15 protein-coding genes are annotated in these 14,793 nt (G+C 73.1%); 8 read left to right on the forward strand and 7 right to left on the reverse strand.

What is annotated here, in order from left to right; all coding sequences use genetic code 11:
* Positions 1-173 precede the first annotated feature (173 nt).
* The 3 genes from MOX02_RS17055 (at position 174) to MOX02_RS17065 (ending at position 3,154) form a co-directional block, all read left to right on the forward strand.
* On the forward strand, positions 174-2,228 hold the full coding sequence (locus tag MOX02_RS17055) for an NAD(+) synthase (protein ID WP_147026995.1): 2,055 nt from the start codon (positions 174-176) through the stop codon (positions 2,226-2,228).
* A 161-nt stretch (positions 2,229-2,389) separates the two neighbouring features.
* Positions 2,390-2,617: a hypothetical protein gene (locus MOX02_RS17060; protein WP_147026996.1), complete on the forward strand. Its 228-nt coding sequence runs from the start codon at positions 2,390-2,392 to the stop codon at positions 2,615-2,617.
* A 117-nt stretch (positions 2,618-2,734) separates the two neighbouring features.
* Positions 2,735-3,154, forward strand: a complete 420-nt coding sequence (locus MOX02_RS17065; protein WP_147026997.1) for a PilZ domain-containing protein — start codon at positions 2,735-2,737, stop codon at positions 3,152-3,154.
* A 15-nt stretch (positions 3,155-3,169) separates the two neighbouring features.
* Here MOX02_RS17065 and MOX02_RS17070 read toward each other — a convergent pair whose 3' ends face one another.
* Positions 3,170-3,628 carry an HIT family protein gene (locus tag MOX02_RS17070; protein ID WP_147026998.1) on the reverse strand — a complete coding sequence of 153 codons (459 nt, stop codon included), beginning with the start codon at positions 3,626-3,628 and terminating at the stop codon, positions 3,170-3,172.
* A gap of 208 nt (positions 3,629-3,836) precedes the next feature.
* On the opposite strand from MOX02_RS17070, the gene MOX02_RS17075 reads away from it, so the two are divergent.
* A complete protein-coding gene (locus MOX02_RS17075) occupies positions 3,837-4,820 on the forward strand; it encodes a cation diffusion facilitator family transporter (protein WP_147026999.1) in 984 nt (327 codons plus the stop codon).
* 17 nt (positions 4,821-4,837) lie between these two features.
* On the opposite strand, the gene MOX02_RS17080 is transcribed toward MOX02_RS17075, so the two are convergent.
* The 5 genes from MOX02_RS17080 to MOX02_RS17100 all read right to left on the reverse strand — a co-directional run bounded on the left by MOX02_RS17080 (position 4,838) and on the right by MOX02_RS17100 (position 9,114).
* A complete protein-coding gene (locus MOX02_RS17080; protein ID WP_147027000.1) occupies positions 4,838-5,362 on the reverse strand; it encodes a glutathione peroxidase in 525 nt (174 codons plus the stop codon).
* Between the two features lie 61 nt (positions 5,363-5,423).
* Complete coding sequence (locus MOX02_RS17085) at positions 5,424-6,584, reverse strand: M20 aminoacylase family protein (RefSeq protein ID WP_147027001.1); 1,161 nt, start codon at positions 6,582-6,584, stop codon at positions 5,424-5,426.
* Positions 6,581-7,819, reverse strand: a complete 1,239-nt coding sequence (locus MOX02_RS17090; RefSeq protein ID WP_147027002.1) for a GNAT family N-acetyltransferase — start codon at positions 7,817-7,819, stop codon at positions 6,581-6,583. The genes MOX02_RS17085 and MOX02_RS17090 overlap by 4 nt, the downstream gene beginning before the upstream one ends.
* Positions 7,820-7,887: 68 nt before the next feature.
* Positions 7,888-8,640, reverse strand: a complete 753-nt coding sequence (locus MOX02_RS17095) for a glycerophosphodiester phosphodiesterase family protein (protein WP_147027003.1) — start codon at positions 8,638-8,640, stop codon at positions 7,888-7,890.
* On the reverse strand, positions 8,641-9,114 hold the full coding sequence (locus tag MOX02_RS17100; RefSeq protein WP_147027004.1) for a RidA family protein: 474 nt from the start codon (positions 9,112-9,114) through the stop codon (positions 8,641-8,643).
* Positions 9,115-9,380: 266 nt separating this feature from the next.
* On the opposite strand from MOX02_RS17100, the gene MOX02_RS17105 reads away from it, so the two are divergent.
* The 4 genes from MOX02_RS17105 to MOX02_RS17120 all read left to right on the forward strand — a co-directional run bounded on the left by MOX02_RS17105 (position 9,381) and on the right by MOX02_RS17120 (position 14,137).
* Positions 9,381-10,574, forward strand: coding sequence for an aspartate aminotransferase family protein (locus tag MOX02_RS17105; protein ID WP_147027005.1), 1,194 nt, complete (start codon positions 9,381-9,383; stop codon positions 10,572-10,574).
* 39 nt (positions 10,575-10,613) lie between these two features.
* On the forward strand, positions 10,614-11,597 hold the full coding sequence (argF, locus tag MOX02_RS17110) for an ornithine carbamoyltransferase (RefSeq protein WP_147027006.1): 984 nt from the start codon (positions 10,614-10,616) through the stop codon (positions 11,595-11,597).
* A 190-nt stretch (positions 11,598-11,787) separates the two neighbouring features.
* Positions 11,788-12,831, forward strand: a complete 1,044-nt coding sequence (locus MOX02_RS17115) for an Hsp33 family molecular chaperone (RefSeq protein ID WP_147027007.1) — start codon at positions 11,788-11,790, stop codon at positions 12,829-12,831.
* Positions 12,832-12,949: 118 nt separating this feature from the next.
* A complete protein-coding gene (locus tag MOX02_RS17120; RefSeq protein ID WP_147027008.1) occupies positions 12,950-14,137 on the forward strand; it encodes a hypothetical protein in 1,188 nt (395 codons plus the stop codon).
* A gap of 74 nt (positions 14,138-14,211) precedes the next feature.
* Here the strand turns inward: MOX02_RS17120 and speG are convergent, their stop codons facing one another.
* The gene (gene speG, locus MOX02_RS17125) at positions 14,212-14,784 is read right to left on the reverse strand and encodes a spermidine N1-acetyltransferase (RefSeq protein WP_147027009.1); all 573 of its coding nucleotides are present in this window, start codon (positions 14,782-14,784) and stop codon (positions 14,212-14,214) included.
* Positions 14,785-14,793: the final 9 nt, after the last annotated feature.

The raw sequence follows: 14,793 nt of genomic DNA on the forward strand, positions 1-14,793 counted from the left end.
GGCGAGGGGTGCGACATCTCCGGAAGAACCTGAACCCCTCACACCGTCCCTCTCCCGAACCGGGGAGGGAGTGCGGCGCGGCCGTCCGGACGCGCCGGCCCCTGGAGGGCGGGGCTCCCGTGCCCTACCCTTGGTCGGGTCCGCGTCCCCGTCGCGTGAGGTCCGCCAGCGCCGTGTCCGAGCCCGCCGTCCCGAACTTCCGCTCGCTCTACCGCCACGGCCTCGCCCGGGTCGCGGCCTGCACCGGCCGCTCCCATCCGGCCGAGCCCGCGCGCAACCTGCAGGAGATACTGAGCCTCGCCGGCACCTGCCACGCGCAGGGTGCGGCGCTCGCCGTGTTCCCCGAGCTCGCGCTCTCGGCCTACGCCGTCGAGGACCTGTTCCTGCAGGACACGCTCCTCGACGCGGTCGAGCAGGCGGCGGCCGAGCTCGTCGCGGCCTCGGGCGGCCTCAGGCCCCTCCTCGTCGTTGGGGCGCCGCTGCGCTGGCGCAACCGGATCTACAACACCGCTCTCGCGGTGCAGGGCGGGCGGCTCCTCGGGGTCGTGCCGAAGAGCTACCTGCCGAACTACCGGGAATTCTACGAGAAGCGCCACTTCGCCCCCGGCGCGGACATCGCGGGCGAGACGATCCGGGTCGGCGGGCTGGAGGCACCCTTCGGCACCGACCTGATCTTCGAGGCGGAGGATGTGGCCGGCCTCAGCGTCGGGATCGAGATCTGCGAGGATCTCTGGGTGCCGGAAGGGCCGGGGATGCGGGCGGCGCTGGCGGGCGCGAGCGTGCTCGCCAACCCCTCGGGCAGCCCGATCACGGTCGGCCGCGCGGACGCGCGCGAGCTCCTGTCGCGGGCCGCCTCCATGCGGGGCCTGTGCGCCTACGTCTACGCCGCCGCGGGCCTCGGCGAATCGACCACCGACCTGTCCTGGGACGGCCAGACCAGCGTCGACGAGCTCGGCCTGCGCCTCGCCGAGGGCGAGCGCTTCGCGCAAGGGCCGCTCGCCACCGTCGCCGACATCGACCTGGAGCGGATCGCGCAGGACCGCCTGCAGGCCGGCAGCTTCGACGACAACGCCCGCACCCGCGAGGGCGCCTTCCGCCGCGTCGGCTTCCGGGTCGAGCCGCCGGAGGCGGATCTCGGGCTGCGGCGGCGGATCGAGCGCTTCCCCTTCGTGCCGGCCGACCCGGCCCGCCTCGCGCAGGATTGCTACGAGGCCTACAACATCCAGGTGGCCGGGCTCCTGAAGCGCCTGGAGGCCACGGGCACCCGGAAGGTCGTGATCGGCGTCTCCGGCGGCCTCGACTCGACCCACGCCCTCATCGTGGCGGCCAAGGCCCTCGACCGGCTCGGCCTGCCGCGGGCCAACATCCTCGCCTACACGCTGCCGGGCTTCGCCACCTCGGACGCCACCAAGGGCAACGCCCACGCCCTCATGACGGCGCTCGGCTGCACCGCCGCCGAGATCGACATCCGCCCCGCCGCCCGGCAGATGCTCACCGACATGGGCCACCCGTTCGGGCGGGGCGAGGCGGTCTACGACGTCACCTTCGAGAACGTGCAGGCGGGCCTGCGCACCGACTACCTGTTCCGGCTCGCCAACCAGAACGGCGCCATCGTGATCGGCACCGGCGACCTCTCGGAGCTGGCGCTCGGCTGGTGCACCTACGGCGTCGGCGACCAGATGAGCCATTACGGCGTCAACGCGGGCGTGCCCAAGACCCTGATCCAGCACCTGATCCGCTGGGTCATCGGCACCGGCCAGTTCGACCCGGGCGTGGGGCGCACGCTCCGGGCGATCCTCGACACCGAGATCTCGCCGGAGCTGGTGCCGGCCGAGGCCGGGGCCGCCCCCCAGAGCACGCAGGCCAAGATCGGCCCCTACGCGCTGCAGGACTTCAACCTGTTCTACACGCTGCGCTACGGGTTCCGGCCCTCGAAGATCGCCTTCCTGGCGCTCCACGCCTGGGGCGACCGGGAGGCCGGGATCTGGCCGCCGGACTTCCCCGAGGCGGAGCGGGGCGCCTACGGCCTGCCCGAGATCCGGCGCTGGCTCGGCGTGTTCCTCGCCCGCTTCTTCGGCTTCAGCCAGTTCAAGCGCTCGGCCCTGCCGAACGGGCCGAAGGTCTCGGCGGGCGGCGCCCTCTCGCCGCGGGGCGACTGGCGCGCGCCCTCGGACGCCAGCGCCGCGATCTGGCTCGACGAGCTGGAGCGCAACGTTCCCGAAACCTGATCGACACAAACGCGACGGATTGTGCCACTATGACCTCGCCCGGTCCTGACCGCGCGACTCGGGGGCCCTCGGCCGCGCGGGTCGTGCCGCTGCGGGACCCCGGAGGCGGGTCGGCCCTTGCGCCGGCCCACGCGCTCCGGCGGCCAAGCGGAGGTGAGCCGATGCGTAGCTACAACCTGTTCCGCCTGAAGAGCGTCGAGGGCCTGTGCTGCGCGGTGCCGGAAGCCTGCGCCGTGCCCGCCTTCCTGGGCGGGGGCCGCTGGACCTTCGGCGGCAAGCTCGACGACCACGGCCCCGCCCCCCTCGACTTCGACGGCCGGGCGGCCGACACGGCGATCCGCTTCAACGGCTTCTACCTGTTCCAGACGGTGGACCGGCGCTTCACCTGACGGCGGGGGGGTCACCGGCACGGGTTCGATCGGCCCGCGTCTCGGGCATTGCGGCGAGCATTCCTTAAGAGCTGTCGTGCGAGGGTGCGGCGCTGACGGATCTCGGAAGGCCGATCGATGTCGGAACACCGCAGGGAGACGCGCCAGAGGGTCTTCCTCAAGGGGCGCATCATCTTCAACAACGGCGCGTCGAGCCTCGACTGCCTCGTGCGCGACCTGTCCTCCTCCGGTGCGCGCCTCGCGCTCAGCGAGACGACGACGCTGCCGGACTCGTTCGACCTCTTCATCCCGCAGAAGGACCGCACCTTCCGCGCCCAGCTGCGCTGGCGCCGGCCGGACGGCATCGGCATCACCTTCGTCGACGAGCAGGCCCGGCCCGAGCCGGCCGCGCCCCAGGCGCCGGCCGCCGCCGAGGGCGCCGACGCCTCGATCGCGGTGCTGCTGCGCCGCGTCAGCGAACTCGAGGCCGAGAACGCGACCCTGCGCCGCCTGCTCGCCACCATGGCCCAGGCCAACCCGCCCGCCAGCGCGGCCTGAGGCGGGGCGGAGCCCTCAACCCCCGGTCGAGTCGAGCGCCGCGCGGATGCGCGCCGCGTGATCGGCGAGCATCACCGGATCGGCCATGCCGCCTTCGTGACGCTTGAGCATCACGCCTTCGCGGCGCGGCACGATGTGGACGTGCAGGTGGAACACCGTCTGCCCGCCCGCCGGCTCGTTGTACTGGAAGATCGTCAGGCCGTCCGCCGCGAAGGCCGTCTTCACGGCGCGGGCCACCCGCTGCACCGTCGCGACCAGGGCGGCGAGGGAGGCCGGGTCGGCGTCGAGGAGGCCGCGCGCCGGCGCCTTCGGGATGACCAGGGTGTGGCCCTCGCCTTGCGGCATCACGTCCATGAAGGCGAGGGTGGCCTCGTCCTCGTAGACCTTGTGGGCCGGGATCTCGCCCCGCAGGATCCGGGCGAAGATGTTGCCCGGGTCGTAGGGCGCGCTCGGCGCCCGGCTGTCGTCGGTCATGTCGGCTCCCTCGGCGGCGCCCCTTCGGCGGGCGCGCACGATGCACGGCCCGCGCCCCCGCGTCCACGGGCGGAAGGGCCCCCTCCGGCCCGAACCGGCGGCCGCGCCGGCGCGTTGAGCCTGCGACCGGTACGGCAAGGCTTCGCCGGAGAGACCGACCGGTCTGGCTTCGCCGGCGCCCGTGCCGGCCCGGAGGGACGTTGCCCGCATGGCTCACGAGAGCACGAGCGCCATCTACACCGCGGCGGGCGCCAACCTCGCCATCGCCGCCGCCAAGTTCGTCGGCGCCTTCCTCACCGGCAGCTCCGCCATGCTCGCGGAGGGCGTGCACTCCCTCGTCGACACGGCCAACCAGATCCTGCTCCTCGTCGGCCTCAAGCGCGCGAAGAAGCCCGCCGACGCCCGCCACCCGTTCGGCTACGGGCGCGAGGTCTACTTCTACGCCTTCATCGTGGCGCTGTTCATCTTCCTCGGCGGGGGCGCCTTCGCGATCTACGAGGGCATCCACAAGATCGGGCACCCGGAGCCCGTGGAGGACGCCGTGATCCTCGGGCATCACGTCTCGGGCTTCCTCGTCAACCTCGCGATCCTCGGCTTCGCCGTGATGGCGGAGGGCTATTCCTGCTACGTGGCGCTGCGCTCCTTCTGGGCCGAGAAGGGGGCGCGGCCGCCCATCACCGCGATCCGCCGGAGCAAGGACCCGGCCCTGTTCACGGTGCTCATCGAGGACGTGGCCGCGCTCCTCGGCCTCACCATCGCGCTCGCCGGCGTGGTGCTGGCCGAGGTGCTCGACATGCCCGTCCTCGACGGCTGGTCCTCGATCGGGATCGGCCTCGTCCTCGTCGGCATGGCGATCTTCCTGATGGTCGAGACCCACGGCCTGCTGGTCGGCGAGGCGGCCGACCCCGACATCGTCGCGGCGATCCGCGAGGTGGCGCGCGCCGAGCCCGGCGTCCACCACGTCAACGAGGTGCTGACCCAGCATCTCGGCCCCGACGACATCCTCGTGAACGTCAGCCTCGACATGGACGACGACCTCAGCGCCGGCGAGGTCGAGCGCATGGTCGAGCGCCTCGACCGGGCGCTCAAGGAGCGCCACGCCAAGGTGCGCCGCGTCTTCGTGGAGATCCAGTCGCGCGCGGCCGCCGAGGCGCAGGTCCGGGCCGTCCAGCAGGCCGGAGCGCGGGCCTGACCGCCGCTCGGGCCTTCTCAGATCCCCTCGCCGTTCACCCCGTCGCGCTCGGCCAGCGCCGCCCGGATCGCGGCCTCCAGCGCCTCGGGCTTGGCCTGGGGCGGGTAGCGCCCGATCACCCGCCCGTCGCGGCCGACCAGGAACTTCGTGAAGTTCCACTTGATCGCCTGGGTCCCGAGCAGCCCCGGCCTCTCCGCCTTGAGGTGCACGAAGAGCGGGTCGGCGCCCGGGCCGTTCACCTCGACCTTGGCGAGTACCGGGAAGCTCACATCGTAGGTGAGGTTGCAGAAGCGGGCGATCTCGTCGGCATCGCCCGGCTCCTGCGCGCCGAACTGGTTGCAGGGAAAGGCGAGCACCGCGAACCCGTCCGCCCGGTGTCGCCGCCAGAGCGCCTCCAGCCCCTCGTATTGCGGGGTGAAGCCGCAGCGCGAGGCCGTGTTGACGATGAGCACGACCTTGCCCCGATAGCGCTCCAGCGGGTGCGGCGTGCCGTCGGCGGCCTCGGGGGCGAAGGCGTGGATCGTGGCGGGCTCGGTCGTCATCCTGGGCTCATCATGCTCCCGGCGCAGGCCCTGCGCGGGAAAATTCCGCACTCGCCCGGAATCAGGCCGCCGTGCGCCGCTCCACCAGCCGGGCCAGGTAGGCGCTGCCCAGGGGGATGATGCTGTCGTCGAAGTTGAAGGACGCGTTGTGCAGGCCCGGCCCCGGCGTGCCGCCGAGCCACGCGTAGGCGCCGGGCACCGCCATCACCATGTCGGCGAAATCCTCGCTGCCCATGCGCGGCACGCAGTCGGCCTCGACGTTCTCGGCGCCGAACAGCTCGGTCGCCACCTCGGCCGCCGCCGCCGCCTGCTCGGCGCTGTTGTCGAGGACCGAGAACACGTCGCGGATCTCGACCTCGATCTCGGCGCCGTAGGCCGCCGCCAGCCCCCGCGCCAGCTCGCGGATGCGCAGGGCCGCCACCTCGCGGACGTCCCCGTCGAAGGTCCGCACGGTGCCGGCGAGATGGGCCGATTCGGGGATGACGTTGTAGGCCGCGCCCGCGTGGATCTGGGTGATCGAGACGACGCAGGATTTCAGCGGGTCGGCGTTGCGCGAGACGATCGACTGCATGGCCTGCGCGAGCGCGGTCGCCACCACGATCGGGTCGACGCCCCGCTGCGGCTCGGCCGCGTGGGCGCCGCGCCCCTGCACGCGGATGTCGAAGAAGTCGGCCGCCGCCATGATCGGGCCGGGCCGCGTCTTGAGGCGCCCGTGCGGCCCGTTCGGCGCGTTGTGCAGCGCGTAGATCTCGTCCACGGGGAAGCGCTCGAACAGCCCGTCGCGGATCATGGCGCGGGCGCCGCCCAGGCCCTCCTCGGCCGGCTGGAACACGAACACCGCGGTGCCGTCGAAGGCGCGGGTCTCGGCGAGGTAGCGGGCGGCGCCGACGAGCATCGTCGTGTGGCCGTCGTGCCCGCAGGCGTGCATCTTGCCCGGCACGGTCGAGCGGTAGGGCAGGTTCGTCGCCTCCTCGATCGGCAGCGCGTCGAGCTCGGCCCGGAGCCCGATGCGGCGCCCGTTGTCCGAGCGGCCCCTCAGCACGCCGACCACGCCGGTGCCGCCGAGGCCCCGGTGCACCTCGATGCCGTAGCCCTGCAGCAGCTCGGCGACGAGGTTCGAGGTCCGCACCTCCTCGAAGCCGATCTCCGGGTGCGCGTGGATGTCGTGGCGCAGCGCCGTCAGCTCGCCGGCATAGGTCCTGATGCGGTCGATCGGGCTCATGTTCCGGTCTCCTTCGCGCCCTCCGGCCCGCAGGCGCGGCGGAACGGCGTCAGGGTGTCGAAGGCGTCCACGGCCTCCGCGACGTGGGCGCGCTCGCGCTTGAGGTAGTCGGCCACGGCCCGGCGGAAAGCCGGGTCGGCGATGTCGTGGGCCGAGTGCATCAGCACCGGCCGGTAGCCCCGCGCGAGCTTGTGGTCGCCCTGCGCGCCGGCCTCGACGCGCCGGAGCCCGCGCCGGATCGCGAAGTCGATGGCCTGATAGTAGCAGACCTCGAAGTGCAGGAACGGGTGATCCTCGATGCAGCCCCAGTTGCGCCCGTAGAGCGCGGCGTCGCCGATGAGGTTGAGGGCGCCCGCGATCGGCCGGCCGGCCCGGTGGGCGAGGATCAGCAGCACCCGGTCGGCCATGCGCTCGGACAGGAGCGAGAAGAAGCGCCGGTTGAGGTAGGGCCGGCCCCATTTGCGGGCGCCGGTGTCCATGTAGAACTGGAAGAAGGCGTCCCAGTGGGCCTCCGTCAGGTCGGAGCCCGTGATGTGCTCGATCGCGACGCCGCCCGACAGGGCCTCCTTGCGCTCGCGCCGGATCGCCTTGCGCTTGCGGGAGGCGAGCGCCTCGAGGAAGTCCTCGAAGCTCGCATAGCCCCGGTTCTCCCAGTGGAACTGCTGGTCGGTGCGCTGCAGGAAGCCGAGGGAACCGGCCGCCTCCCATTCCCGCTCGCGCATGAAGGTGACGTGGATCGAGGAGGCCTGCGTCTCGGCGCGCAGGGCCCGCAGGCCCGCCACGAGGCCGGCGACGGCGACGTCCGGATCCTCCCCCGGCGCGATCAGGAAGCGCGGGCCGGTGACGGGCGTGAAGGGCACGCTGACCTGGAGCTTCGGGTAGTAGCTGCCGCCCGCCCGCTCGTAGGCGTCCGCCCAGCCGTGGTCGAACACGTACTCGCCCTGGGAATGGGATTTCAGGTAGCAGGGCGCGACCCCGATCAGGCGCTCGCCCCGCTCCACCGCCACGTGCAGCGGCAGCCAGCCGCTGCGCCGGGAGACGCAGCCCGAATCCTCCAGCGCCGACAGGAAGGCGTGGGAGACGAACGGGTTGAAGGTCTCGTCGCCGCCCGAGAGCGTCTCGGGGGAGGTCGCGCAGGAATCCCACGCGGCGGCCCCGATCTCCTGGAGGCCGGTGACCGCGCGGACCCGAAGCTCAGCCGCCGCGGCCTCGGCCGCACTCCCGCGTTCGTCCATGCGGGCCAATCTAGCTGTGCGGGGGGGCCGGGCAAGCGGAGCCGCGGCGTCGGGATGGTCGCAGTCCCTCAGGGCCGGAAGCCCTCGAACACCATCTGGTCGGCGTGCGCGGCGGCGTGGCGGCGCTGGTCGTCGGTGCGCACCGTCCAGGTCATCACCGGGCGCTCCCCGAGGAGGCGGGCGAGGTAGGTCGGCGCGCAGGGCAGGTCGTCCACCCGCCAGGACAGGAAGTCGGGCCGCGTCTCGTCGAAGTGGAGCAGGTTCGCGAGCGAGCGGCGCACCCCCTCCGGCATCGCCGCGTAGGCCGGGTCGTCCTGCGTGGTCTCGGCGACGATGCCGCGCGGCACCCGCGGCGCCAGCTCCCGCAGGGCGGCGACGAGTCCGGGGTCGAAGGATTTCAGCGCCACGGGGCCGTCGTAGCCCGAGACCGTCTCCACGACCCGCCGGGTCAGCGTCAGGTCGCCGGAATAGCGCGACTTGATCTCGACGATCACGGGCACGCGCCCGCCGATCTCGGCCAGGAAGGCCGCGAGCGTCGGGATGCGCTCGGCCGTGCCGGCGACGGAGAGGGCCCGCAACGCGGCGGCGGGGCGGGAGGCGGTGGGCTCGCTCGCCTCCGTCAGGCGGCCGAGGGCCTCGTCGTGGAACACCATCGCCTCGCCGTCCGCGCTCGGCTGGACGTCGCACTCGATGGCGCAGCCGGCGGCGACCGCGGCGCGGGCCGCCGCGATCGTGTTCTCCGGGATGCCGCCCGCGCGGTCGTGCAGGCCGCGATGGGCGATCGGGCGCGCGGTCAGCCAGGCGGGGGCGTTCGGAGCCACTCAGCGGACCTCGAACATCGCCTCGACCTCGACCGCGGCGTCGAGGGGCAGCTCGGCGACGCCCACCGTCGAGCGGGCGTGACGGCCGCGGTCGCCGAGGAGTTCCACCATCAGGTCCGAGGCGCCGTTCATGATCGGGGCGAGCCCTGCAAAGCTCGGCACGGCGTTGATGAAGCCGCCGAGGCGCACGCACTGGACCACCGCGTGGTCGATGTCGCCCACCGCCGCGTCGAGCTGGGCCAGCACGTTGAGGGCGCACAGGCGCGCCGCCGCCACGCCGGCCTCGACCGGGACCTCGGCCCCGAGCTTGCCCGTGTGCTCGGGCGCGAGCTTGCCGTCCGGCCCGAAGCAGATCTGGCCCGAGATGACGACGAGGCTGCCCGTGCGTACGAAGGGCACGTAGTTCGCCACGGGTGCGGCGGCCTTCGGCAGGGTCAGACCCAGGCGCTGCAGACGTTCCTTCACCGTGCTCATAGGCTTCCTCCCTGCGCGATGGCGCGATCGCTCCGGCTCACAGCACGGGCGTGCCCGTCCGCGCAAGGCCGCCGCGCCCATCGTCCGGCATAGCCCAAGTTTGAGGCATGTCGGGCCCGTGACCCCGCCCTGTGATTGACAGACGGGGCCGCTTTCATAGTAATCGCGCGCGTGCCGCCCCCTCGACGAGGCGGCACTTTCATTTCGGGCCGGTCGTGAGGCGGCTCGCCGACGACCCGACCGAAGGCCAGACACGGAGACGGAACGTGACCTCCGCCCTTCTGCCGACCTATGCCCGGGCCCCGATCGCCTTCGAGCGCGGAGAGGGGGCGTGGCTCGTCGCGCGCGGGGGCGAGCGATACCTCGATTTCGGCGCCGGCATCGCCGTGAACGCGCTCGGCCACGCCCATCCCCACCTCGTCGCGGCGCTCACCGAGCAGGCGGGCAAGCTCTGGCACACCTCGAACCTGTTCGAGATCCCGGAGGGCGAGCGGCTCGGCCGGCGCCTCGTGGACGCCACCTTCGCGGACGTCGCCTTCTTCGCCAATTCCGGCGCCGAGGCGAACGAGGCCGCCATCAAGATGGCGCGCAAGTACCACGCGGCGGACGGTCACCCGGAGCGGTTCCGCATCGTCACCTTCGAGGGCGCCTTCCACGGGCGCACGCTCGCCACCATCGCGGCGGGAGGCCAGGCCAAGTACATCGAGGGCTTCGGCCCGAAGGTCGAGGGCTTCGACCAGGTGCCGACCGGCGACTTCGCCGCCCTCGAGGCCGCGATCACGCCGGAGACCGCCGCCCTGATGATCGAGCCCATCCAGGGCGAGGGCGGCCTGCGGGTGATCCCGCACGCGGACCTGCGGCGCCTGCGCGAGATCTGCGACGCGCGCGGCCTCCTCCTGATCATGGACGAGGTCCAGACCGGCGTCGGGCGCACCGGCAAGCTCTTCGCGCACGAGTGGTCGGGGATCGTCCCCGACATCATGAGCGCCGCCAAGGGCATCGGCGGCGGCTTCCCGCTCGGCGTCTGCCTCGCCACGCGCGAGGCCGCCCGCGGCATGACGGCGGGCACCCACGGCACCACCTTCGGCGGCAACCCGCTCGCCATGGCGGTGGGCAACGCCGTGCTCGACGTGGTGCTCGCCGACGGCTTCCTGGAACATGTCCGGCGCACCGGCCTCCTGCTCAAGCAGAAGCTCGCCGCCCTGAAGGACCGCCACCCGCAGGTGATCGAGGAGATCCGCGGCGAGGGCCTGATGCTCGGGCTCAAGCTGCGCGTGCCCAACACCGACTTCGCCGCCGCGGCCCGGGCGGAGCACCTGCTCGTGATTCCGGCGGGCGACAACGTGGTCCGCCTGCTGCCGCCGCTCATCGTGACCGAGGCGGACGTCGCCGCGGCGGTGGAGCGCCTGGACGCGGCGGCCGCCTCCCGGGAATCCGCCCTGCGCGGGGCCGCCGAGTAGGCGCCGCCCCTGACCCGCTGCTGACAAAGATCGACCGAGATGACCGCCCAGACGAACGGGACCGCGAAGGTTCCCGCCCCAGTCCAGCCCGATCGGGCCGGCCCGCGCCACTTCCTCGACCTCAAGGATTTCTCCGGCGCCGAGCTGCGCGCGATCCTCGACGCGGCCGCCGCCATCAAGGGCCGCCGCCGCCGGGGCGAGCCGCCGGCGGAGCGCCCGCTCGCCGGCAAGACCCTGGCGATGGTGTTCGACCGGCCCTCGACCCGCACCCGCGTCTCCTTCGACGTGGCCATGCGCGAGCTCGGCGGCGAGACCCTGATGCTCACGGGCAGCGAGATGCAGCTCGGCCGCGGCGAGACGGTGGGCGACACCGCCCAGGTCCTCTCCCGCTTCGTCGACGCGATCATGATCCGCATCCTCGACCACGGGCTGATGCTGGAACTCGCCGAATCCGCCACCGTGCCGGTGATCAACGCGCTCACCAAGGTCTCCCACCCCTGCCAGATCATGGCGGACGTGCTGACCTTCGAGGAGCATCGCGGGCCGATCCGCGGCCGCACGGTGGCGTGGTCGGGGGACGCCAACAACGTCCTGGCGAGCTGGGCGCACGCGGCCGCGCGCCTCGACTTCACCCTCAACGTCGCCGCGCCCCCGGAGCTGTCGGCCCCGCCCGCGCTCATCGCCTGGGCGCGGGAGCAGGGCGCGCGCATCAACGTGACCACCGACCCGTTCGCGGCGGTCGAGAACGCCGACTGCGTCGTCACCGATTGCTGGGTCTCAATGGGGGACGACGACGACCACCACCGCCACAACCTGCTCGGCCCCTACCAGGTGAACGCCAAGCTGATGGCGGCCGCCGCCAAGGACGCGGTCTTCATGCACTGCCTGCCGGCCCACCGGGAGGAGGAGGTCACGGCCGAGGTGATCGACGGCCCGCAATCCGTGGTCTTCGACGAGGCCGAGAACCGGCTCCACGCCCAGAAGGGCATCCTGGCCTGGTGCTTCGGGGCGAACGGGCTCTGAGCGGCCCCCTCGGCGGCCCCCTCGCGCGGCGGGCGACAGCGCACCATATGGGGAGCGAGCGCACGCCGCTCCTTCCCATCAGGCGACGACTTGCAGGCTGCGCGGCCGGACCGGCCGCCGGCGGCCGCGTCCCGTCCCGCGCCGGTGGACGGGACGGCGCGCACAGGAACGACGCATCAGCGGAGAGGCCATGACCTCCGGACCCGAGATCTCCCCGACCCCCGCCGACGGACGCGAGGGCCACGACGACGCCGTGCTGCCCTTCGCCGTCGAGGCCCTCGACGTGCGCGGCCGCGCCGTGCGCCTCGGGCCCTCGATCGACACCATCCTGCGCCGCCACGGCTACCCCGACCCGGTGGCCCGCCTCCTCGGCGAGGCGGCGGCGCTCACCGTGCTGCTCGGCTCCTCCCTCAAGTTCGAGGGCCGCTTCCAGCTCCAGACCAAGACGGACGGCCCGGTCGAGATGATCGTGGTCGATTTCGAGGCGCCGGACCGCGTCCGCGCCACCGCGCGCTTCGACGCGGAGCGCGTCGCGGCCCTCGGCGCCGGCCCGCTCAGGACCGCCGACCTCGTCGGCGAGGGCCACCTCGCCATGACGATCGACCAGGGCTCGGCGGCGAGCCGCTACCAGGGCGTCGTGGCGCTGGAGGGCCAGAGCTTTGAGGAGGCCGCCCACCAGTACTTCCGGCAATCCGAGCAGATCCCGACGCAGGTGCGCCTCGCGGTCGCCGAGGCGTTCGAGGACGGCGCCGCCCGCTACCGGGCGGGGGGGCTCCTCGTGCAGTTCCTGCCGCAATCGGTCGACCGGAGGCGCCTCGCCGACCTGCCGCCCGGCGACATCCCGGAGGGCCACGCCCATCTCGACGCCGCCGGCACGCCGGAGGACGATGCCTGGGTTGAGGCGCGCTCCCTCGTCGGCACGGTCCAGGACCACGAACTCGTCGACCCCGCCGTCTCCTCCGAGCGCCTGCTCTACCGCCTGTTCCATGAGCGGGGCGTGCGCGTGTTCGAGGCGCAGGAGGTGGCGGAGCGCTGCCGCTGCTCGCCCGAGCGGGTGATGGGCATGATCCGCTCGTTCTCGCCCGAGGACCGGAAGGCGATGGTGGCCGACGACGGCCGCATCGGCATCACCTGCGAGTTCTGCTCGCGCCGCTACGACCTCGACCCGGCCGAGGTGGAGGCCGAGATCGCCGCCAAGCATGAGGCGGCCCCGGAAGGCTTACGGCCAAGCTGAGCCGCGGCTACGGCCGAGCTCGGCTCAGACTTGGCCTCCGGAAAGACTGCCAACCTTTGATTGAACCCTTTCGTGATCAGACGCGTTTCGGAGCGTCAAAAGTCACGGAGGCTTCGCCATGAGGAAATTCGCAGTCGGGCTGGCGGCTCTGCTGTTCAGCACGTCGGTCTACGCGCAGAACGCTGCCACCATGGACAAGGGTGCGGGCGGAAACGCCGGCGCGGCCCGGTCCGGCATGTCGGCCGAGCGCGGCGGCAGCCGCGGTTCGGAGATGGGCGGGCAGCGCGAGCAATCCGCTCAGCGCGAGTCGGGCGGCCAGCGCGAGGGCGGCATGCAGGCCCGCAGCGGCGGGCGCGAGGGCGCCGAGCGCGGCGACCGCCAGGACCGCCAGGGCGGCACGGACCGCGCCGAGCGCCGGGACGGCACGCGCGGCGAGGAGCGCGGGGACCGCTCGGCCCGGATGGAGCGCGGGAGCGACCGCGGCGACGTCCGCGAGGGCCGCCGCGACCGCGTCACCGAGAGCCGGCGCAGCGAGCGCACCGACGTGCGCTCCGAGCGGGTCTCGGGCGGCTTCCGCCGCGAGGGCCGGTTCGTGTTCATCGGCGGTCGCCGCGTCGTGTACGGCTCGCCCGAGTACCGCCGCCTCGTCACCGTCGAGCGCCGCGAGAGCGGCCCGCGCCGCTACGTCACGATTCGCGGCCAGCGGGTGATCTACGGCTCGCCGGAGTACCGCCGGCTCGTCACGGTCCGCGACGAGCGCCCGAGCCGTACCCGCTACGTCACGATCCGCGGCCAGCGCGTCCTCTACGGCTCGCCGGAGTACCGGCGCCTCGTCAGCGTCCGCGAGGGCGGCACCCGCTACGTCACCATCCGCGGCCAGCGCGTGGTCTACGGCTCGCCCGAGTACCGTCGCCTGACGGTCTCGACGAGCGAGCGCCGCGGCGGCACCGTCAACGCCACCTTCAACGACCGCGAGCGCGGCACCGTCGAGCGGCGCGGCCGCACGGAGGAGCGCAGCGCCACGCGCGGCACGGAGCGCAACGAGCGCGGGATGCGCGGCGAGGAGAACCGCGGCGAGCAGGCGAACCGCGGCGGCCGCGAGAACATGCAGGGCAACATGCGGCAGGGCGAGCGCGACCCGTCCGGCGTCCGCAACGCGGCCGACCGGGGCGGTGCCGAGCGCTCCGAGCGCGGCGGCGCGGGCGGTGATCGCGGCGCGATGGGTGGCGAGCGCGGCGGCATGAACGCCGGCCGCGGCGGCGAGCGCGGCACGGGCGGCGAGCGCGGCGGCGCCGGCCGCAACTGACCCGACGCCATCGCGTGAGAGAACGGAGGGGCCGGTTCGCCGGCCCCTTTTTCATGCCGCGTCCGGCCCGGCCGTCAGGCCTTCAGCACCGGCTCCGCGATGTCGCCGCCGCCGCGGCGGGCGAGGTAGTCCGGCTGGAACAGGCACATCCGCACGGCGTCGCGGTAGCGCCCGTTCACGAAGAACTCGTCGCGCAGCACGCCCTCGGGACGGAAGCCGCAGCGCTCGTAGATGCGCACGGCGCGGGCGTTGTCCTTGTCCACGTGCAGGTAGAGCTTGTGGATGTTGAGCACGCTGAAGGCGTAGTCGATGGCGATGCGGGTGGCCTGTCCCGCGTAGCCGCGGCCCTGGAAGGACGGGTGCAGCGCGATCTGGAACTCGCAGCGCCGGTGCAGGTGGTTGATCTCCACGAGCTCGACCATGCCGGCCGGCTCGTTGGCCGCGGTGGCGATGATGAAGCGCCGCTCGGTCTGATTGTGGATGTTGCGCTCGTAGAGCTGCGCCAGCTCGGCGAAGGACTCGTAGGCCTCCTCGAACCAGTAGCGCATGATGCTGTCGTTGTTGTTGAGCTGGTGCACGAAGAGCAGGTCCTCGCGCTCGAGCGGCCTCAGCTTCACCCGGCCCGGGTCCGCGTTCGCGCCGCCCATGCTGGTTCC

The sequence above is a fragment of the Methylobacterium oxalidis genome, from assembly GCF_007992195.1.
Lineage (GTDB): Bacteria > Pseudomonadota > Alphaproteobacteria > Rhizobiales > Beijerinckiaceae > Methylobacterium > Methylobacterium oxalidis.